Origin of the sequence: Micromonospora sp. CA-240977, assembly GCF_050942285.1 — a bacterium.
Lineage (GTDB): Bacteria > Actinomycetota > Actinomycetes > Mycobacteriales > Micromonosporaceae > Micromonospora.
Window position 1 is genome coordinate 5,130,733 of the sequence record NZ_CP192055.1, and the last position, 19,182, is coordinate 5,149,914.

Annotated in this window: 17 protein-coding genes; 13 read left to right on the plus strand and 4 right to left on the minus strand. The window is 69.5% G+C overall.

Annotation, left to right across the window (positions count from 1 at the left end; genetic code table 11):
* Window positions 1–174 precede the first annotated feature (174 nt).
* The 11 genes from ACQPWW_RS23180 (at window position 175) to ACQPWW_RS23230 (ending at window position 13,905) form a co-directional block, all read left to right on the plus strand.
* The gene (locus ACQPWW_RS23180; RefSeq protein WP_433125495.1) at window positions 175–870 is read left to right on the plus strand and encodes a hypothetical protein; all 696 of its coding nucleotides are present in this window, start codon (window positions 175–177) and stop codon (window positions 868–870) included.
* A gap of 310 nt (window positions 871–1,180) precedes the next feature.
* Window positions 1,181–1,369 carry a thiomuracin/GE37468 family thiazolyl RiPP peptide gene (locus ACQPWW_RS23185; protein WP_433125497.1) on the plus strand — a complete coding sequence of 63 codons (189 nt, stop codon included), beginning with the start codon at window positions 1,181–1,183 and terminating at the stop codon, window positions 1,367–1,369.
* Window positions 1,370–1,444: 75 nt separating this feature from the next.
* Complete coding sequence (locus ACQPWW_RS23190; protein WP_433125498.1) at window positions 1,445–4,102, plus strand: lantibiotic dehydratase; 2,658 nt, start codon at window positions 1,445–1,447, stop codon at window positions 4,100–4,102.
* Window positions 4,095–5,075 carry a lantibiotic dehydratase C-terminal domain-containing protein gene (locus tag ACQPWW_RS23195; protein WP_433125500.1) on the plus strand — a complete coding sequence of 327 codons (981 nt, stop codon included), beginning with the start codon at window positions 4,095–4,097 and terminating at the stop codon, window positions 5,073–5,075. The genes ACQPWW_RS23190 and ACQPWW_RS23195 overlap by 8 nt, the downstream gene beginning before the upstream one ends.
* On the plus strand, window positions 5,072–6,163 hold the full coding sequence (locus ACQPWW_RS23200) for a thiopeptide maturation pyridine synthase (RefSeq protein ID WP_433125502.1): 1,092 nt from the start codon (window positions 5,072–5,074) through the stop codon (window positions 6,161–6,163). The genes ACQPWW_RS23195 and ACQPWW_RS23200 overlap by 4 nt, the downstream gene beginning before the upstream one ends.
* Window positions 6,160–7,518: a SagB/ThcOx family dehydrogenase gene (locus ACQPWW_RS23205; protein ID WP_433125504.1), complete on the plus strand. Its 1,359-nt coding sequence runs from the start codon at window positions 6,160–6,162 to the stop codon at window positions 7,516–7,518. Before ACQPWW_RS23200 ends, ACQPWW_RS23205 begins: the two co-directional genes overlap by 4 nt.
* Window positions 7,518–9,230, plus strand: coding sequence for a YcaO-like family protein (locus ACQPWW_RS23210; protein ID WP_433125505.1), 1,713 nt, complete (start codon window positions 7,518–7,520; stop codon window positions 9,228–9,230). Before ACQPWW_RS23205 ends, ACQPWW_RS23210 begins: the two co-directional genes overlap by 1 nt.
* Window positions 9,223–11,253: a TOMM precursor leader peptide-binding protein gene (locus ACQPWW_RS23215; protein WP_433125506.1), complete on the plus strand. Its 2,031-nt coding sequence runs from the start codon at window positions 9,223–9,225 to the stop codon at window positions 11,251–11,253. Before ACQPWW_RS23210 ends, ACQPWW_RS23215 begins: the two co-directional genes overlap by 8 nt.
* Before the next feature lie 91 nt (window positions 11,254–11,344).
* A complete protein-coding gene (locus ACQPWW_RS23220; protein ID WP_433125507.1) occupies window positions 11,345–12,031 on the plus strand; it encodes an ABC transporter ATP-binding protein in 687 nt (228 codons plus the stop codon).
* Complete coding sequence (locus ACQPWW_RS23225) at window positions 12,028–13,596, plus strand: DUF6297 family protein (protein ID WP_433125508.1); 1,569 nt, start codon at window positions 12,028–12,030, stop codon at window positions 13,594–13,596. Before ACQPWW_RS23220 ends, ACQPWW_RS23225 begins: the two co-directional genes overlap by 4 nt.
* A gap of 66 nt (window positions 13,597–13,662) precedes the next feature.
* Window positions 13,663–13,905: a hypothetical protein gene (locus ACQPWW_RS23230; protein ID WP_433125509.1), complete on the plus strand. Its 243-nt coding sequence runs from the start codon at window positions 13,663–13,665 to the stop codon at window positions 13,903–13,905.
* A 239-nt stretch (window positions 13,906–14,144) separates the two neighbouring features.
* Here the strand turns inward: ACQPWW_RS23230 and ACQPWW_RS23235 are convergent, their stop codons facing one another.
* The 4 genes from ACQPWW_RS23235 to ACQPWW_RS23250 all read right to left on the minus strand — a co-directional run bounded on the left by ACQPWW_RS23235 (window position 14,145) and on the right by ACQPWW_RS23250 (window position 16,279).
* A complete protein-coding gene (locus tag ACQPWW_RS23235) occupies window positions 14,145–14,444 on the minus strand; it encodes a hypothetical protein (protein WP_433125510.1) in 300 nt (99 codons plus the stop codon).
* Between the two features lie 206 nt (window positions 14,445–14,650).
* Window positions 14,651–14,887 carry a hypothetical protein gene (locus ACQPWW_RS23240; RefSeq protein WP_433125512.1) on the minus strand — a complete coding sequence of 79 codons (237 nt, stop codon included), beginning with the start codon at window positions 14,885–14,887 and terminating at the stop codon, window positions 14,651–14,653.
* Window positions 14,884–15,429 carry an RHS repeat-associated core domain-containing protein gene (locus tag ACQPWW_RS23245; RefSeq protein WP_433125513.1) on the minus strand — a complete coding sequence of 182 codons (546 nt, stop codon included), beginning with the start codon at window positions 15,427–15,429 and terminating at the stop codon, window positions 14,884–14,886. The genes ACQPWW_RS23240 and ACQPWW_RS23245 overlap by 4 nt, the downstream gene beginning before the upstream one ends.
* Window positions 15,430–15,877: 448 nt before the next feature.
* Window positions 15,878–16,279 carry a hypothetical protein gene (locus tag ACQPWW_RS23250; protein WP_433125515.1) on the minus strand — a complete coding sequence of 134 codons (402 nt, stop codon included), beginning with the start codon at window positions 16,277–16,279 and terminating at the stop codon, window positions 15,878–15,880.
* A 10-nt stretch (window positions 16,280–16,289) separates the two neighbouring features.
* Here ACQPWW_RS23250 and ACQPWW_RS23255 point away from each other — a divergent pair, with 10 nt between their 5' ends.
* Window positions 16,290–17,057, plus strand: a complete 768-nt coding sequence (locus tag ACQPWW_RS23255) for a recombinase family protein (RefSeq protein WP_433125516.1) — start codon at window positions 16,290–16,292, stop codon at window positions 17,055–17,057.
* A gap of 656 nt (window positions 17,058–17,713) precedes the next feature.
* A complete protein-coding gene (locus tag ACQPWW_RS23260) occupies window positions 17,714–19,087 on the plus strand; it encodes an IS1380 family transposase (protein ID WP_433134500.1) in 1,374 nt (457 codons plus the stop codon).
* The last annotated feature ends 95 nt before the right edge of the window (window positions 19,088–19,182 follow it).

The following is a 19,182-nucleotide window of genomic DNA, read 5'->3' on the forward strand; positions in this document are numbered from 1 at the left end:
AGGCGTTGATACGACATCGACGGCGGGGGCATCGAGTTTGAACAAAGACCAGATTGACGCCTGGCCACATGCGGCCAACGCCCCTCTTGTCGTTGTCGGCCACGGGGAGGGAACCTGATGAGGGGTCTGATCATTCAGCTGCCGAAACAGCGGGCCAGGTCGGAGGGTAGGCCCATGAACCTGCCACCCGGCTGTACCGCGGTCTTCGGCTACCGGCGACGCAGTGAGCGACTGATGGTGGCCGGGGAAGGCGCGCAGATCAGCGTCGCGGCCGGTCGGGTCGCGTCGGAGTCCGACCACTGGACACTGTCCAACTTCAGCACGGTCGACCCGTATGTGGTAGAAAATCTGAGCGACAGATCGGAGTACGTCAAGGTGCGGCCGGGCCGCCGGGCGGCACCGATCCTCTTCGAACTGGCCCGGGTGGTGGTGCCCGGCAACCACGGCCCGGAGGGCTTCCACGTCCTGGCCCCGCCGCCGCGCATGGTCGATCCGGTCGACATGCTCCCGCCGAACACCGCCAGCTTCGCTTCGCTGGACGAGCAGAGGAAGTACTTCGCCGTTCTGGTGGCGCTCTGCGAACCACGACTGCGAGGCGGACTTCCCGTGGGCGTGCCAACGGTCTCCGAGATCGCCGAACGGTTGCGGCCCTTGCCGGAGTTCCGCGACGTGACGCGGGATGCGGTGAACTACCACATCTCCTACCTGACACGCGGGAAGCTGCGGCCCTACCTCGACCAGGACGGCGAATCAGGGCGGGTGCGCTGGAAGCGCGAAGCGCTGGCGTCGGTCGCCCTCCGGTACGAGATCGTGCGGGCTAGTCACCTGTCTCTGCTTCCCGACCCCCCTTCGGGTAGGGACGACCGGTGACGAGCGCCCCCGCGATCCAGGTCGAGTCCACACGAATGTAAGGGTGCCCTCCAACCCGGGTGAGCAGCACACAGCGTGACTGAACACGACGCGTAGCGAGTAACCAACTATGCGGAGTCGAGATGTTGGCCATACGAACGGAGGCCAGAGCGGACACCACCAGACTTCTTGTGACTGTAGACACACTACGCTTCGCTAGATTGTTACGTTGCGCTACCAAGATGGCGACATTGTGCTGTCATCCCGCTTCTCCTAACGTCGGCCTCACCCGGGTCGATGGATCAGTTGAACGATCAGAGAGGAGAAGCGCATGAACGCAATGGACCGCACGGCCTTCGAGAGCGCCGACGTCGAGTTCGACGTCGACGACCTGCCGCTGAGCGTTTTCGAGCTCACCGACGGCGGCCTGACCGTCGAGTCGCTTACCGCGGGGCACGGCCTCGTCGAGAACGGCGCCTCGTGGCCGAGCTGCGGGTCGTCCTGCTCGTCCCTGCCGTGACGAACGGTTAGCTCAACGGGAGCGCCGGTGACGACCGGCGCTCCCTTTCCGTCCCGACGGTCTGCGAGGAACAGCATGCGGCGTAGCTACAAACTGGAGCGGCCCTTCGTCGTCCGAGTCGCTGGCCTGCCCTGGAACGTGCTGACCGCCGGGGTCCAGCACCGGAGTTGGACCCAGGTCCAGCAGCTTCTCGATCTCGAAGAGACGATCGCCGGGCGGGCGGACGGACTCAGCGACACCCTCTACGGCGTCATCGGCCACCCGGACCTCGCCGCCGTCAAGCCGAGGCTGGTCGCCCTCCGGCGCACCCTCTACGCTCGCCGACCTCCACGTCCCACCGACTGGCCGGGTGACCTGCGAGATTACCTGCCGAAGTGCGTCGTGGACGACGTCGAGGCGTACCTGTCCCTGCTTCGCCGGCGGGCGGAGCGGAGCCAGCGGCTGCGTGACGGGCTCACCGCGGAGGCGCACGACTCGATGTCCGCCCTCCGCGACGCCGCCGCCGCACCCGCCCTACAGCGCGGTCTGGCCCAGGCGAGCCCTTCGCTGGCCGCGCAGTCGAGACGCTGGGTGGCCGGGGACCTCGACCGACCACGGCCCCGGCTTCTGCTCGGGCTGGCGAAGTACGTGTCCCGAGCCGCCGCGAAGACCAGCCCCTACAGCACCTTCACCAGCATCGCGCTCGGGGACTGGTCGACTGACGGAGCGCTGCTGCGGGTTCCCGTTGACGGGCCGCTACGGTGCGTGCCGGAACTCGACCGGCTGGTGCTCGGGCATCTGGTGGAGCGACTCCTCGCCGACCCGGCGACCGCCGACCGGCTGCCGATCCGGCTGAATCCCTCCGCCGTACGCGGCAGCGACACTGTGACATTCCTGGGACCGCGGCCAGGCGAGGCCATTCGCTCGGTCCCGCTGAGCCGAAGCCTCGCTCTCTGCCTGGATGTCGTGGCGGCGGAACCCGGCCGGTTCCTCGGTGACCTTGCCGTCTCGGTCGCGATGAAGTCCGGCAAGGAGCCCGTCGACGTCCGGCCGTTCCTCGAACGCCTGCTCCACCTGGGTCTGCTGGAGGCGCGAAACCCGATCACGGATCAGGCGCCGGATCCGGAGGCCCAGCTCGCTGACTGGTACGGCGCTATCGCTACCGCCGGCCGTGACACCGCCCAGAGCGAGCCCGAGGAGACATCCCCCTTCGGCGAGAGGTCGACGGTCGCGGCCCGGCTACGCCGGCTTCACGAGACGCTGAACGCGGACGACGAGCCGACCGACCTGGCCGCCCACGACCGGCGACAGCGCATCCTCACCGAGACGGTCGCCGAGGTGGGCAACGGGCTCGGTCTGCCCTGGCGACCCGACGACCGCCTGCGCAAGGCCGCCTTGCACGAGAACGCTGTCCTGGTCGGAAAAGCTCAGGCGTCCGCCCCCGCCTGGGAGCCGGTCTTCGACGACCTCGACGTCGTACGCCGATGGTTGGGCCTGCACGATCGGATGCTGCCGGTGCGGATCGCGCTCGACGCCTACTGCGCGACCCGGTTCCATGATCAGCGCGAGATCAATCTGGTGGAGCTGCACGCCAAGCTCCAGCGCGACCTCGACACCGCACCGACGGCGGACTGGAGCCTGTTCCTGCAGCTCGGCACGCCGTTGGCCGCCGAGGACCTCGACCGGGCGGCGGACCCCCGGCTGCGGCGGCTCGCCGAACTCCGTCGACAATCGATGGAGATCTTCTCGGCGGCTGGGCGGGAAGGAGGCGCCGTCGTCGTCGCGCCCGAGCGCCTGGCCGCGCTCACCGCCACCTGGCCCGCCTGGGTGACCACCCCGCCGTCGGTTTCGTGTTACCTCCAGCCCCGACCCACCGAGGACGGACTGCGGGCGGTGGTGAACGTGGTCAGTGGCGGACACGGCAGAGGCCGGGGTCGATGGCGACGACTGGCGGGCTCATTCGGGCCGGCGAGCCACGCCCCGGACGCCGCTGCCGACGCACCGGCCGTCGCGGAACTCTCCGGCACCTTCGGTGTGGCCATGAACCTCCGTGCTCCCACCACACCCTGGGAGATCGACTACCCGTTCACCAACAGCGACCGCCCCGTCGGCCGGCGCATCCCCTTCGGCGAGCTCGTGGTGCGTCGCAACTCCCGGACCGGGCTACGGGAACTCGGCTGGCCCCCGCTGCGCGTCCCCGTGCTGCCGGCGCACACCGGGCTGATGGCCGACCCCCTCGTGCCGCCGGCGGCGCGGTTCATGTTCGCCGCGTTCGGCCAGTCGTTCTTCATACACCCGCAGTTCCCCATCGTGACCGTCGGCGAGCAACACGTCGAGGGCGTCGTTCGGCAGCCACGGATCGAGGTCGGCCGGCTGACCCTGCAGCGCGCCCGCTGGGTCGTACCGGTCGACCGGATCCCCGTGCGACAGCCGGGCGAGCACGACGCCGACCACCTGGTCCGGCTCGCCCGCTGGCTGCGGGAAACGGGTATCCCCAGGCGGAGCTACATCCGCACGGTGACCGAGGACGGTCCCTGGCAGACGAGGGTCTTCGACAAGGCCCGCAAGCCGATGTACGTCGACGTGGCCAACCCCTGGCTGCTGAGCGTCCTGGAGCACGTCTGCTCGGCAGGGTCGGGCTCGATCGCGTTCGAGGAGGCACTGCCCGCCCCTTTGTCCCCTGACGGTACCGACGGCGGCGCGCGGGTCACCGAGATGATCGTCGAACTCAGCGAGAGGCGGCAGGATGTCTGATTCGGACTGGCTCAGCGTCCACCTGTTCTACCAGGGGGACCTAGACCCCCTGCTCACCGGATTGGTCGGTCCGGTCGGCCAGGAGCTCAGCGAAGCCGGACTCGTGCGGCAGACCTTCTTCCTGCGCTACTGGGACGGTGGACCCCACGTCCGGTGGCGGCTGCGGCCGACCGAGCCGGGCGCCGGGCTGCCGCTGCGAAACCTCCTGCGGGAGCGGTGCCAGGACTGGTTGGCAGCCCACCCGTCGCCGACCCTCCTCGATGCCGAGACGTACGAGCGGTCCGCGGATCGGTTGGCCCACTGGGAGCAGACCGGCCGACCGCACCGACTTCAACCCAACAACACGATGGCATTCGTCCCCTACGTACGGGAGGAGTCGAGGTACGGCACTGGCAGCTCCGCCGCTGCCGTGGAACAGCACTTCGCCGAATCCACCGAGCTAGCACTGGAGCTGCTCGGTCTCCGTCCCGCTCTCACCACCAGGGACACCGCCGCCTTCGCCGCCATCATGCTGACCTGGTTCGTGGCCGCTGATGAGCGCAGCGATCTGCTCACCGCGCTCGCCGAACAGACCGCGAGCTGGACGGATCTGGTGGCCGACACGGCACCCGGCGTCTCCGTGCCGCAGCGCTTCGCGCGGCAGCGGGAGTCGCTGCGTCGCACGGCGGCGCAGCTGCGTCGGTTGGTACGGGAACAGGATCGGTTGCCAGCCGGCGAGGCCTTCGTGCGCTGGGCGCGGTCGGTGCGGAAGTTGCACACCGTCCTGGCAACGGAGATTGCCGGCGGCAGGTTCACGCCGCCACGTTATCCCTCGACCGATCTCGACCCGGACCCGCTCGCCCAGGCCATACCCGTGCTGGACATCTGCGCACATCTGTTCTGCAACCGCATCGGCGTGCGGTTGGAGTCCGAGGGGCTCCTGCGCCAGTTGGCCGCCCGCACCGTCGCCGAGCAGTGGGAGGGGGTGCGATGAGCCGCTGGCGGTGCGTGGCCGTGTACTACCACGAGGAGTCCCTGGACAAACTGGTTGTCGAAGCCGTCGAACCGCTCTTCGCACGCCTTGGCGCCACGGTCCCCCGCGCGTACCACCTGCGCCACTGGCTGCGTGGGCCGCACCTGCGCCTGATGTTCGACGTTGACGACGCCGTCTTCGACATGACCGTGCTTCCCATGGTCAAGGAGGTGGTGGGAACCTTCCTGGCCCGGCACCCGTCCGCCGCCGTCCTCGACCCGGGCCGAACGCTGGCTCAGCACCGCCGGCTGGCTGAGCTCGAACAGGTCCGCGAGCCCTTGATGCCGTTACGACCGGACAACACCATCGAAGAGATCCCGGTGGACGACCGGATCGAGGTGCTCGGCAGTGTCGCGGCCGTCGAGCTGCTGGCGGAGTTTCACGTGGCGACGACGCCGCTCGCCTTCGCCGCGACCCGGCGAACGATTGCCGGCGCCTCGTTGCCGACGATGGCGTACGACCTGATGATCGCCTCGGCGCACGTCCTCTCCGGCGTCGGTCTCGCCCGAGGTTTCGTCTCTTTCCGTTCCCACGCCGACGCTTTCCTGTCCTGGTGGCCGGAGGCACAGGGGCTGCGGGAGCAGTGGCAGGAGCGATACGCGACCTACGGCCCCGAGCTGCGGCAGCGGACAGAACGGCTGCTGGCCCGCCTGGACGCGGGTACACCGTGCGCTGCCACCACCTGGGCAGAGGTCGTGGAGCCGATCCGGCGTCGCGGCGAAACCCTGATCTGCTCGGGTGCGTTGAGCATGGACCCACCGTGGGCGGGCGTCGACCTGGCCGACCCGCGCAACGCCGACGTCGTGGAGATGCTGCGGCGCAGCCCCTTCCACCGCCACGCGTTGGGAGAACGTCGGCCGGTGGACCGGACCTGGTTCGCCACCTACCGGCTGGTCCTCAACTACACCTATCTGTACCTGACCCGGTTGGGACTCACCCCGTTGCACCGGTTCATGCTGTGCCACTTCGCCGCCAATGTGGCCGAGGAGCTCTACGGTGTGGCAGCGGCGGACGTGGTGCTGCCCGGGCCGGCGGAGGTCGCGGGGTGAGCGGCGTGGGCTCGGTGCGGCTTCGGCTGCGACCAGGAATCTCCGCGGTCACCGCGAGCGGCGGTGAGGTGCATCTGGTGTGCGGCGCCGAAACGGTCTGCCTGGGGGTCCTGGACGAGGGTGGCCGCGCGACCCTCGTCCAGCTGGCCGAGGGTCGTTGCGCCGGCACGGAGCTTCCCGCTGCACTGGAGCGGCTGCTGGTTGGCGGCGGCTGGGTCGGCCTGGAGGCGGGCGTGGCGGGAGGCGTGCCCACGTATGCCATGTCCCCGGTCGGGCGGCCGAGGAAGCCCGAGGACCGTCCCGCGCCGACCCGGCCGGTGTTGTCGCGGTTTGCCGTCCTGAGACGGGTGGGGGTGGCGGCGGTGTTGGAGTCGCCATTGGCGACACAGCAGCTCACCGTGCACGACTCGGCCGTCGTTGCCGCCCTGGCCGCCCTCGCCGCACCGGTACGCGGGGCCGGCTCGACGCTGCCCGCCGGGTTACCCGCCCTGCTCGCCGATCGGCTGTGGGCGTGCGGGCTGCTGACCGCCGGGGACGACGGGGAGGCGGCGGATCTGGCGCACGCCCAGTGGCGTCCGCACGAACTCTGGTTCCACCACGAGAGTCGGGATCGGGTTCACCGCCAACTCGGGGTGGACTTCGGCGGCACCTCGTGGGCGAAGGGCGTCTTCCCTGCACCGCCGGCAGCCGGCGGTGACCCCACCTGGCGGCATGTCCCGCTGCCCGCCCCGCAGGTCGCCGACTCACCGGCCGACCGGATCACCCTGTCCGAAGCCCTGGAGTCACGGCGCTCATACCGCTCCTACGACGACGATCGGCCAATCCGGCTGGCGGAGGTCTCGGACTTCCTGCACCGCTGCGCCCGGGTGCGGGGGCGCGACGACCACCACGGTGTCGAGATGTCCGACCGGCCGTACCCCAGCGGCGGGCGGTTGCACGAGTTGGAGATCTACCTCCTGGTGCGCAGCGTCGACGGTCTGGAGTCCGGGCTCTACCACTACGACCCCTACCAGCATGGGCTTGCCCGGGTGCCGGCCGAGCCCGTCGCGGTCCGTGCGCTGCTGCGACGTTCGGCGGCGGCGATGGCGGGCCCTGGACAGCCGCAGGTCCTGATTCTGCTCTCGGCGCGGTTCGGCCGGTTGATGTGGAAGTACGAGTCCATGGGGTACGCCCTCGTTCTCAAGCACGTCGGAGTTCTCATGCAGACGATGTACCTGGTGGCCACCGCGATGGGGCTGGCGCCCTGCGCCCTCGGCACCGGCGACATCGACCTCTTCGCCGCCGCCACAGGTCGCGAGCCTCTGCACGAGTCCAGCGTCGGCGAGTTCGCCCTGGGCAGCCGACGGGTCGGATAATGAGGCCTCGCCTGCGCCATGACGCCTACGACGTCGGCTCCGCCGAGGACGCCGCCTTCGTCCTGCGGGGCGAGCTGGTCCGGGTGGCCGGGGCCGGCAGCTGGCTCCGGCGGCTCACCCCCTTCCTCAACGGTGCGCACACCCTCGACGAACTGACCGCAGGTCTGACGCCGCAGCGTCGCACGGCCCTGACCCGGTTGGTCGATCTCCTCTCCGACCGAGGTGTCATCGAGGACGCCGATCGGGATCTGCCCGACGGGCCGGCCGGCGCGGTGGTGAGCCGACCGCACGTGGTGCTGACCGGCGGGGGGCAGCTGCACGCGGCGACCCTCGACGCCCTCCGGACGGCCGGCTGGCGATCGGTGCGCGTGGCGTCCGGGCGGAATGCGTTTCTCGCGGACCGTGCCGACCACGTGATCCTGCACGCGACGGACGAATTGTCGCCGCGCGCCGCCGCCGAGGTCGAGGAAGCCGTGGGCAGCGGCGTGCCGGTCGGTCACGCCGCCCTGCGCGCCGGCTACGGCTGGATCGGGCCGGTGGGGGTGAACGCCGTCGCGGCGGCCCTCTGGTCGCGGATCGACCGGGCCGCCGACCCGGCCGGGGCCTTCCCCCCGGACCACGCGATCCGCCAGATCGCCCGGCAGTTCGTCCGTCTGGTCGAGCAGACCCTCGACGGCGAAGAGCGGAATCCGGTGATGCGTCTGGTGCACGCGGAGAGTCTGGTCACCACCGCCGTACGGGTCCTGCCGCAGCTGCGGGCTGCGCCGGCGGAGGTCGGTGGTCCCGACGACGCCGTCGCCACCGTCCGCCGGCTACGCGCGGCGCCGCCGGTCGGCGCCGAGGACCTGGACCGCCGGGTGGCCGCCTGCATCGACCCGACCGTTGGGATCTTCCGGGCGGTGAGCGAGCGCAACTTCGCCCAGTCACCTCTGCACGTCACCGAGATCGACGTGGCGGCGCCCAGCGGTCGGCTCCTGGTCCGGGCGGCCGCTCCCCGGTACGCCGACGCCCGCCGGGCAGCGGCCCTGCGGGCGTTGGCCGGTTTCGCCGTTCGCGCCGTCGACGCGCAGCGTTTCGGTCCCGGTGGAACCATCTGGGGGGTCCGGCTGCCCGGCGGCGAGCCCGTTCAGGTTCCGGCTGCGCTGGTCTTCAAAACCTGCGGTGCGGACCTCCCGGTGGGCGTTGCGGCCGCCTGTTCGTGGAGCCAGGCTTTGCAGGCCGCGCTTCTGTCGCACGTGGTGGCGGACGCCCGGCACCGCTTGGCCACCCGGCGGGTCGACCCGGCCGCCAGGGACCTCGACCTCGACCAGGCAGGGCCCGCCGCCAGAGCGCTGTGGACGCTGGCCGGAACGGGTGGGCGGTTGCGGGTACTGGACGTGACCGGAGCACTCGGTGTGCCGGTCGTGGCGGTCACCTGCGGTGCGGACGTCGTAGGCTGTGCAGCCGGTGTGGATCAGCCGGCGGCGGCGCGGGACGCGCTTGCTCAGGCGCTGTTGCGCGCCCAGTCTGCGTGGCACGGCGACCCCCGCTACGCCTCCACGCCGGTCGACGTGCTGGCTGCCGACGCTCGGGCGGCTGACCCGGAGCCGACCAGTCTCGTGGACGCGTTCCGGCGGCAGGGCACTACTCCCGTGGTCGTGCCGCTAGACCATGATCCCGCCGTGCACGCGCTACTGCCATACGTGTTGCGGGTGGTGCTCGTCGATGGGTGACCGTCGCGGTACGCAGACGCTGCTGGCCGGCACCGGTCCGGTCGCCGACGCGGTAGCCCGCCTGCTGAGGGCCTACGGGTTACGGCGGATCCCGGTGGGCACCGGCCCGGACGACCCGCCGACATGGACTTCGTGGCCCACCGACCCGGCTCCGGCCGGGCCGGCGGGCCCGCTGGTGCTGGTCACCGACGGATGGCCCATCGACGCTGACAATCCCACTGCCGTGGCACCGGTCCCGCCGGCCGGCACACTGACCGTTCACGGCGAGCCGGGCGAGTTGGTAATCGGCCCGTGGCATCGACCGGGGGTACCCGGGTGCCCGTCCTGTGTCCATCTGCGGCGGAGCCGGGCGCAGGATCACTTCCGTGTCCTGCGCGCCCGCCACGCGGCCCGCCTGGCTGACGGGCCACCGGCAGGCATTTCGGAACTGGCGGTCGCCGCCGCGGCCGATCTCGTCGCGGCCGAGGTGACGGCGATGCGGGAACAGCGGTACGCCGATCTGCGCGTGGCGGGGGCGGTCATGCGACTGTCCCTGGACACCCTCGGTGTGCGCTCGCACCGGTTTCTGGCTGATCCTCTCTGCCCGTACTGCGGTACGCTGCCCGACGACGGACCGGACCGGGCCCGGCTCGACCTGCGGAGCAGGGCCAAGTCGGCGCCGGGTCGCTACCGAATGCGGGACCTGCGGCACGACCTCGACGACCTGCGCGCACTGTTCGTCGATCCGTACGTCGGTCTGGTCCGGCGGGTGGAGCGCGACGACGAGGCGGGCTTCACGGTCGCCCGGGCCCCGCTGGGTCTACGAGGCGGTGATCCCGCCGTCGCCCCGGTGACCGAATCCGGGTGGGGCCGGTCCGACAACTACACCAGCAGTGACTTGACCGCACTGCTGGAGGCCGTCGAGCGTTGGGGCGGGGCCAGCCCCGGCGGCAGCCGGCCGACGGTGCGGGCGCCGTACCGGACGATCTCCTCGGACGCGATCGACCCTCGTACGCTGGGGACGCACGACCCCGAGGCCTATGCGACACCTGGTTTCCCCTTCGTGCCCTTTACCGAGGACACGGTCTGCACCTGGGTGTGGGCGCATTCGTTCCGGCGGAACCGGCCGGTCCTCGTCCCGCTCTCCGTGGCCTACTGGGGCACGGCCTTGACCCACCCGGACGAGCCGCGATTCGTCGACGAGATCTCCAACGGATGCGCCCTCGGCAGTTGCCTGGAGGAGGCCATCCTCTTCGGGCTGCTGGAGGTCGCCGAGCGGGACGCTTTCCTGCTGACCTGGCTTGCTCGCCTTCCGGTACCCCGGGTTGTCCTGACCTCTACCAGCGACCCCCGCACCAGGATGCTGGTGCACCGGATCGAGGAGACCACTGGCGCCGAGGTGACTGTATTCGACACCACCGTCGAGCAGGGCGTCCCCTGCCTGTGGGCGATGGCCACGCACCGGCATCCGGGGGCCGGACACCCCGCGCTGGTCTGTGCGGGGGGCGCCCACCCCGACCCCGAGCAGGCGTTGCGGCAGGCTCTGGGCGAGCTCGGCCCGATCGCGGCGAGTGTGGCCCGCTCGGCCCCGCGGCACGCCGATCGGATCGAGGCCATGGTCCGCGACGATGCCCTGGTCCGTCGGATGGTCGACCACTCGCTGCTCTACTCCCACCCGGCCGTAAGCGGCCGGCTGGACTTCCTGCGCGGCGGTGACCGGACCATCACGCTGGCCGAGATGTCCCGCCGGTGCTGCCTCACTCCCCAGGACGACCTGCGGGACGATCTGCACGCGCTGACGGATCGATTCCTCTCCACCGGTCTGGACGTGTTGGTGGTGAACCAGACCACCACGGAACACCGGGCAGCGGGGTTGTCGTGCGTCAAGGTCATCGTGCCGGGCACCCTGCCGATGACATTCGGCCACGCCAATCGGCGGGTCCACGGGCTGGAGCGACTGCGGACGGTCTCCGCACGTCTCGGTTACCGCAGCTCGGTGCTGACGGAATCGGCAATCAACCCACACCCACACCCGTTTCCCTGACCGCCCTCGGTCCACAACTCCGATAGCGTGTCAACGCTCTTACATCCGACGAGACAACCTTGCCACCCGACTGGTGTGGAGGAAGACCCTGATGCTTCTCGAGTGCCGTGGCCTGTCCGTGGGGTACCGGGACAAAGCTCTGTTCGGCGCCCTGAGGGTGGACGTCGACTCCGGCGAGGTGCTGGTGGTGAGCGGCCGCAACGGCAGCGGTAAGTCCTCCCTTCTCCGCTGCCTGGCTGGTCAGCAGCGACCACTACACGGCACGACAACGGTCGAGGGACGGCCGGCCGACGACCGTGACCCCCGTTTCCGCCGGTCTGTCGCCGCCCTTCTCGACGGTGGCGCGTGGTACCCCAACCTCACCGCCGTGGAGCACCTGAGCTTCGTCCAGTTGGTCAACACGCCCATGCCGGACGACTGGTTCACCGCCGCTGACCTGACCACGGCACTCGCCCTCGACGGCTTCGCCGACACCGTTCCGGGTCAACTGTCGTCCGGTCAACGTCAGCGGCTGGCGGTGGCCATGGTGTTGGCCCGTCCGAGCCGACTCCTGCTGCTCGACGAACCGGAACGGCACCTCGACGAAACCGGCCGCGACGCCGTCGGTCGCCTGGTGACCGAGTACGCCGATAGGGGTGGCGCGGTCGTGCTGGTGTCCCACGACGCCTCGCTCGCCGCCGGCCCGGGCTGGCGGACACTCTCGCTGGACCGGGAGGTCGTCGCCCACCCGGCCGGCACGTCGGGGAAGCGGGTCCGTCGACGCGGCGGAGCACGATGAGCGTGGTGAGGCGTGCGTCCGCCACGCTCGAGGTGTCCCGCGCGCGGCCGGGGCGGGCCAACCCACCCGGGGCGTCGCGGCGGTGGCTGAGGCAGCACCGCCGCGAGCAGGGGGGCCGGGCCGGGAACCTCTACTTCGTGTCGTTGTGCGTCCTGGTAGGCGTCGCGGTCGCGGCGAGTACGCTGCCCCGGCTGCTCAGTGGCGGCGGAAGCGCCGCGGATTCCGCGACGGCCCCACCGCTTCTCGCCGTGGCTCTGCTCGGATACGCCTTCGCCCTGACACTCGCCGCCCGATTCGGTCCGGTCACCGCCACCCCGGCCACGTTGGCGTGGTGGTTGGCCGGCCCGGTCGATCGGCGGTTACTTCTGCTCCCCTCTGCCGCGCTGGTGTTGTCGGTCGCCGCCGTCGCCGGAGCGTCGCACGGCGTCTTCGTGGTAAACGTCGTCGGCGCGGAGGATCAGACGGCGGCCGCGGCGGTGGTGGGCGCCGGCGCTGCTGCCGCCGTGCTGACCGGGGCCCTCGCCATGGTGATCCAGACCGTGACCGACGCCTCGGCGATGGTGCTGGAGCGGGTCGCGGTGATCCTCGGCGTGGCGGCCGCGGTCCTGACCCTGGTCCGGACGCCGGTGCCGGCGGTGCCGGCATGGGCGGGCCCGTGGGGCTGGCCGCAGGCCGCCGTCGACGGCCGGGGCGGACCCTGGTTGCTGTGGGCGGCGCTCGCGGCTCTGGTGGTAGCCGCGGTCGCGGTATGGCGGCTCGACCGACTTCCCCTGCGCCGACTTGCCGCAGGCAGCACACTGGGGGCCATCGCGGGCGCGGGACTGGTCACCGTCGACCCGGGCATCGCCGCCCGGGCCGCCGAGGAGCGCCGGTGGGCCACACGTTCCGTGAGAGGCGGTGGGCTGCCGAGCATCACCGGTCCCCGGGCCGTGGTCGGCCACGATCTCACCGTCGCCCGACGATCGCCGGAGCATCTCCTGATCGCCGGGGCGGCGCTGTTGATACCGACTCTCCTGGGCGTTCTCACCGGCTGGGGCGTCGCGCTGGCCGCCGGCTGGCTGGCAAGCGGACTCGCCGCGGTCGCTCCGTACACGGCCAACGCGAGACGGGATCGGGACATGCCGGCCTTGCGTCGGCTGCTCAACCTCCCGGGCGCGACACTGGTCGGTGCGCGGTCGGTGCTGCCGATGTTCGTCGCCGTCGCGTGGGGTGTCGGCGCGGCCGCCCTGCTCGCGGCCCGGACGCCGGGCACAAATGATCTCGCCTGGATAGCGTTGGGCGCGGCCGCCGGGCCGGGGCTGGCGGCGGGGGCGCTCCGGGCCGCGAGACGCGGCGCGGTCCGCCACGAACTGCCGCCGATCGTCACCCCCATGGGTATCCTGCCGACCGGCCCGCTGCACTGGGCCGCGACCGGCTACGACATCGCCATCCTGTTCACCGTGCCTGCCCTGGCCGCTTTGATCACCGGCGCACCGGCTCCCATGATCCTGCCTCAGGTGCTCGTCTCGGTGGTCGGGATGGTGACGTTCGTGGTCCTCGCCGGTCGCGCGGACAGACGACGGTAAGGGTCGTAGCCATGAACGCCGCACCCGGCGGATCAGCACCGCCCGCGGCGGCGGGGCGACGCCGGCATGCACTTCGTCGGCTGCCTGCAGAGCGGGGTCCGGGGACCGGCGGACTTCGATCCCCGCCACGTCGACGCCTTCATTAACGCTTTTCCCGACATCGTCGACGCGGTCAAGCAGCTCGACCAGCATTCATTGCCGACGCCTGCTGGGTCGAAATCCCGGCGGGTGTGGTTGGAACAACGGGATGTGGGTGATGAACTGAGAGTGGGCGATGCTGGTATCGAACCAGCGACCTCTTCGGCATGAAACAGGACGCGGCACCGTCTCTGACCTGTGGGAACATGGAGCCGCAGGCAGGGGTGGGTGCCGATGAACGCCGTTCGATGCTGTTGGACGCAGTTCAAGGCCGTTCAGGGCACCCCGCTGCTCCCAGTCTGCTCCCCCAAACCGGGCTCGCACCCGGCCGCCGACCGATCGCGAGCTGCCGGCCCGGTGCTTCCGCGTCGTGAATGACAAACAGAACAGGCTCACGGCGTTCGAACACCTCAGGGGTCTGAAGACAGACGGTTCCAAGCAGCCAGTGCCACATCCACCAGGGCGATCTCCACAATGACGGACCAGGTCCGGCGGTGGGCGCAGAACCGTGCCACCGCGTCGACAGCCTGTCGCACGTAGCGCTGGCCGTCGGCGAATGCCGACTCGTACAGCCCGCACCGGCCACGTGCCTTGGGCAGGAGGTAAGCGATTGAGATCAGCCCACCCACCGTCTGCCGAACAACCTCATGACTGTCCACGTTGCACGTCAGTGGGGCATAGAGGATCAGCCGTATTGTGAAGGCGGCCATGCGGGTAGCGGTTCCGTCGCTGCGTCGGCGCCTCTCTCGGTACGACGCGATCGGCGGCAGATCAGTGCGCCTGATCTTGGTCGAGGTTGGCCTCGTGGGTCAGATTGCGGGTGCGGTGACAGCGCCGGACGAAGGGGCGAGAGGGCCGAACGCCGAACCCTCTCGCCCCTTCTTTCACGTCGCGCGCCGCCAGCCGGCCAATCTTCTCAATCGGTCGCCGGCGGATCTACGCTCTTGGTCCTCCTTCGAAGCCGGCGCCAGAGAAAGCCGGCGAACTGCACTGCCAGGCCGGCCATCATCGCGCCGGCGAGCAGCCGTAGCAACACATTCTCGTTATTGAAGAAGAATGCCAAGGCAATGATGAAGTACGCCGCCAGAAACGCCGGACGCTGACCCGGAGCCCGGCGAAGATTCCGCTTGTCAATCGGCTCTTCGTTAGTCACGATACATACTCACCTGCATCCCGGATACCTTCCCAGGAAGCCCAGCGGCTCACCTTACGGGCGACATTGCAGTATTTCTCGCCACCGGCCCGCTTGGTGCCACCCCAAGCTCGCCGGAACTCCCGCGAGTCATTCCTGAAGTCGTGGAACCCCATCCAAGCGGAACCGGCCGACGCGCCATAGTTGAATCGCTCTTTCCAACTCATTCTCTTAATCGGTCGCCAGGTCGCCTTGAAACCGTTCTTCTTGACGGCCTTGTAAGTCTTCCAACTGGAACGTAGCCCACGAAACCGGCCTCGCGCTGCGCTGAATCCACCGTAGAACCCAGCTGCAGTAATTGCCATCCGACCCCCATGGAAGGCCATTTGCCACACGGAGTTGCGTCCCCAGCCGCAGAACTTCCAGCACCACTGCTTCCCGTCGAGGTCGAAGGCGTTGACTGGGTCCGCGCAGGCGTAGTCGTAATCGTTGCAACTGCCACCCTCGACGGGGTCGGTCTGGAGGAAGCGGCCGGTGGCGGTGTTGTAGAGGCGGACGCCCATGAGGGTGATGCCTGACGGCTGTCCGCTGCTCGTTGCTTGGCGCCGAGCCAGCCGTACCGCTGCGTTCCGATGTCGCCGGGGTTGCGTGGCGTGCCGTACTCGTCGGCTTCGCTGGTGCTCGACAGACCCTCGTCGCCACCGTAGATCGCCGCGACCAGGTCTCCATGCAGGTTGGTGATCTGCCAATTGACCTGGGCGCTGTCACTGTCGAAGATGCCGGCCATCGCCGACAGGCCTGACACCGGTCGGGTGATCCGGCCAGCCGTCTCCTGTGTCCACGACGGGCTGTCCTCGTCTCCGTCGTAGTGGTACAGGGACTGTACGGGGGCACCGCTGGCGTTATCAGTCCACGAACGGATGCGCTCACCGGTCACGTCCAGGACGTAGTCCGTTGTCCGCCCACCCTGGGTGATTGTGTCCACCAGGTCCGTCGAGTGGTACGCGATGGTCACGTTCCCCCCGACGTCGTGGCAGTGTCGATTGCGGGCACCGTCGTCGTGCGGCCGAGGGCGTCGTACACGTAACCGGCGGTGTTCACCCGGTCGGCCGTATCGTACGTCCAGGTCCGTGCCGACGCTACGGTCGCCGTTTGGCACACACCGTCGGCGCCTGGGCCGTATGCGCTGGTCGACATGCGGTTCGATGAGACGCTGAGCCCGTACGACCGGGTGGTGCACTGCCCCCCGATGGTGTCCTGGATCGAGCTGAGGCGGCCAGCCTGGTCGTAGCTGTAGCTCTGCTCCGACAGGCTGGACGAGCGCTTCCGCCACTGGCCGTGCGCCGACTCCACCAGCGACTCGGAGTAGAGGGTGCAGTCGGTGGCCGCGCAGCCCGGCTTGGTGTAGGTCATCGCGACCGAGGTGCCGGTCTCGTCGGTATCCGTGGTGACCTGTACGCCATTCGGCCAGGTCTCCGACCCCCACCGCAGCGGCCGCCAATGGATACTCACCACTGTCGCGGCGATCCTGGCCAACCCCCGTTACACCGGGCGGCAGGTCTGGAACCGTCAACGCACCGACCGTGATGCCCTCCCTGACGAGGGAGCCTTCGATCGACACCATGAGATTCAACGGTGGAGCGCCTCCACTGACTGGGTCATCTCCCGCGAGATCGCGCATACTCCGCTGGTCAGCGAAGAACACTTCGTCGCCATTCAGGCAATCCACAGCGCACCGACCCCAGCCGATGGCATCCCCCGCTGCAATCTGTTGGCCGGAGTGATCTGCTGCGGCGTGTGCGGCCGAATCATGGACTCCCACTGGGTCCACGACCGTGCCGGCTACCGATGCCGACACGGCAACACCAGCACCCGCCCCACCTCATCGAGACGACAGAAGACCCTCTACGTGCGAGAGGACCATCTCCTGGACAGGATTCGACACGACAGCTGCCTGCGTAGGCATCACCCGGCGATGCGCGACCAGGATCCAGACAGCGTCGCCGGCTACCTGCGGCTCAACAACATGATCATCGTCTGCGACCACGACGCCTGGACCATCGAAACTGACACGGCGGTCTTCCCGCTCACCGCCCCGACGAGCGTCCTGACCCGCACAGCAAAAATCCCCGCCCAACGGGACGGGGATCGCTCGAAACGCGAAGAGAAATCACGCTTCGTGGGGAAATAATGTGTCCGAGGGGGGATTCGAACTCTTGTACGCACCATCTGTGCACCATTCTGGGGTGCGCATGCTCATAGGTTACGATACGGCCAGGGTTGGCTCAAGCCTGACCCCCACGACCTTGCGTAATTGTGCAGCCGTCAGGTTGGATTCGGTCCGCCACGGCCTCTCTGTCTGACATCGGCGGATCACCACAAGAGCTGCTTTGCACGCCGGTAAATTTTTCAGTCGGTCGGCGTTGGCGGCAAGCCGTATCGTTCGCGTCCTTCAGCGCTGAGCGCCCAGGGCTCACCGCCTTCAGCCGAAACCTGCGCAGGGCCATTGCATACATCCCAGCTCATGAGCGTGCCGTCGTCATACGTGACGATGAGGGCGTCTTGCCAAGACACATTGCGCACTAACCCGTCAGAAATGTCGAGTACGCAGAGAGGGCTCCCCTCTCGAACGCTCCAATGTAGAGCGTTTAGTCATCGCTGATGGTTGCGAGGTGGCCCCTGTCGGCTGCCCAGGTTAGCCTCGGCCTTCGTTAAGGGCGGTCCACAGGGTGGGCAAGAAACAAGAAGTGCCTTCTGATCAGGGAAAATAGGGCTTGTCGAAGGCCCCATGTTCCTGTCACGGAAGGCACTTGCTGGGTGAAGGCTACCGCAACACGTCCGAAGATCATGGTGACCGGGGACGGGCGGGGGGTGGTCGGTCATGCCGGCGCCCGCCTGCTGGCTGATCTGGCCGATACGACCGGGCTGAGCAGCGCGTTCATTGATGCTCTCGCTGGTTTGCGGCAACGGCAGGGTGGGCACGACCCGGGCCGGATCGCCGTGGATGTGGCGGTGATGCTCGCCGACGGCGGCGAGGCCATCGCCGATTTGGCTGTGCTGCGTGACCAGCCCGCCTTGTTCGGGCGGGTCGCCTCCGACCCGACGGCATGGCGGCTGTTGTCGCAGCTGGACGAGCCGATGCTGGCCGAACTACGTGCCTCGCGGGCCCGGGCCCGCGAGGTCGCCTGGGCCCAGCACGCCGAAGTCCGCGGCGACCTGCGGCAGGTGAGCGTGGCCGGCCGGCAGGTCGACGGCCTGGTCCTGGACGTCGACGCGTCGATCGTGATCTGCCACTCCGAGAAGGAGGCAGCTACCCGCACCTGGAAGAAGACGTTCGGCTATCACCCGTTGCTCTGCTTCCTGGAAGACACCGGTGAAGCCCTTGCCGGGCTGCTGCGCGAGGGTCGCGCCGGGTCGAACACCACCGCCGACCATGTCACCGTCCTCGACCAGGCCCTCGCTCAGATCCCCGATGCGCATCGGCACGGCACCCCGATCCTGCTCCGCAGCGATTCGGCCGGCAGTAGTCACGGCTTCCTCGCCCACATCCGGTCCCTCCGGGAGCAGCACGTGGACCTCCGGTTCTCCGTCGGCGCCGCGATCACCGAGCCGGTCCGGGAGGCGATCCGCGCCGCGACCGGCTGGGTCCCCGCGCCGTCGACACCAGCGGTGATCTGCCTGCGTGAACACGCCGAGGTCTGCGAGGTCACCGGCCTGTTCGAGGCGGCCGGTTGGCCCGAGGGGACCCGGTTCCTGGTCCGCCGGGAACGCCCGCACCCCGGCGCCCAACTGTCACTGTTCGACACCGTCGAAGGCTGGCGGCATAAGGTCGTCGCCACTGACACCCCTGCCGGCAACGGCGGCATCCAGCACTTGGATGCCCGGCACCGCGCCCACGCCCACGTCGAGGACCGCATCCGCACCGGCAAGGACACCGGCTTCGGCCGGTTCCCGTCCCGACACTTCGCGATCAACCAGGCCTGGCTGCAACTCGCCCTGACCGGCATCGACCTACTCGCCTGGACTCAAACCCTGCTCCTGGACGGTGGCCTCGCCCGAGCTGAACCCAAGAAGCTGCGCTACCAGCTGTTGCACGTCGCCGCCCGGATCACCCGCACCGCCCGCCGGACCCGGCTCGCCATCGCCGCCGACTGGCCCTGGACCAACGCCCTGACCAGCGCGTTCAACCGCCTCGCCACGCTACCCCAACCCGCTGGCTGACCCAGCAACCTCACGCTCCGACCAGCTCCACAGAGGAACCCGGCCCCGCGCCGGGCCGGGCCGGGCCGTCAGCATGCCTGCATTCCAGCGCAAAT

What these genes read in the sequence shown, in the direction of transcription:
- ACQPWW_RS23180 (WP_433125495.1), top strand. Translation starts at nt 175, where the DNA reads ATGAACCTGCCACCCGGCTGTACCGCGGTCTTCGGCTACCGGCGACGC.
- ACQPWW_RS23185 (WP_433125497.1), top strand. Translation starts at nt 1,181, where the DNA reads ATGAACGCAATGGACCGCACGGCCTTCGAGAGCGCCGACGTCGAGTTC.
- ACQPWW_RS23190 (WP_433125498.1), top strand. Translation starts at nt 1,445, where the DNA reads ATGCGGCGTAGCTACAAACTGGAGCGGCCCTTCGTCGTCCGAGTCGCT.
- ACQPWW_RS23195 (WP_433125500.1), top strand. Translation starts at nt 4,095, where the DNA reads ATGTCTGATTCGGACTGGCTCAGCGTCCACCTGTTCTACCAGGGGGAC.
- ACQPWW_RS23200 (WP_433125502.1), top strand. Translation starts at nt 5,072, where the DNA reads ATGAGCCGCTGGCGGTGCGTGGCCGTGTACTACCACGAGGAGTCCCTG.
- ACQPWW_RS23210 (WP_433125505.1), top strand. Translation starts at nt 7,518, where the DNA reads ATGAGGCCTCGCCTGCGCCATGACGCCTACGACGTCGGCTCCGCCGAG.
- ACQPWW_RS23215 (WP_433125506.1), top strand. Translation starts at nt 9,223, where the DNA reads ATGGGTGACCGTCGCGGTACGCAGACGCTGCTGGCCGGCACCGGTCCG.
- ACQPWW_RS23220 (WP_433125507.1), top strand. Translation starts at nt 11,345, where the DNA reads ATGCTTCTCGAGTGCCGTGGCCTGTCCGTGGGGTACCGGGACAAAGCT.
- ACQPWW_RS23225 (WP_433125508.1), top strand. Translation starts at nt 12,028, where the DNA reads ATGAGCGTGGTGAGGCGTGCGTCCGCCACGCTCGAGGTGTCCCGCGCG.
- ACQPWW_RS23230 (WP_433125509.1), top strand. Translation starts at nt 13,663, where the DNA reads ATGCACTTCGTCGGCTGCCTGCAGAGCGGGGTCCGGGGACCGGCGGAC.
- ACQPWW_RS23235 (WP_433125510.1), bottom strand. Translation starts at nt 14,444, where the DNA reads ATGGCCGCCTTCACAATACGGCTGATCCTCTATGCCCCACTGACGTGC.
- ACQPWW_RS23245 (WP_433125513.1), bottom strand. Translation starts at nt 15,429, where the DNA reads ATGGGCGTCCGCCTCTACAACACCGCCACCGGCCGCTTCCTCCAGACC.
- ACQPWW_RS23250 (WP_433125515.1), bottom strand. Translation starts at nt 16,279, where the DNA reads ATGACCTACACCAAGCCGGGCTGCGCGGCCACCGACTGCACCCTCTAC.
- ACQPWW_RS23260 (WP_433134500.1), top strand. Translation starts at nt 17,714, where the DNA reads ATGGTGACCGGGGACGGGCGGGGGGTGGTCGGTCATGCCGGCGCCCGC.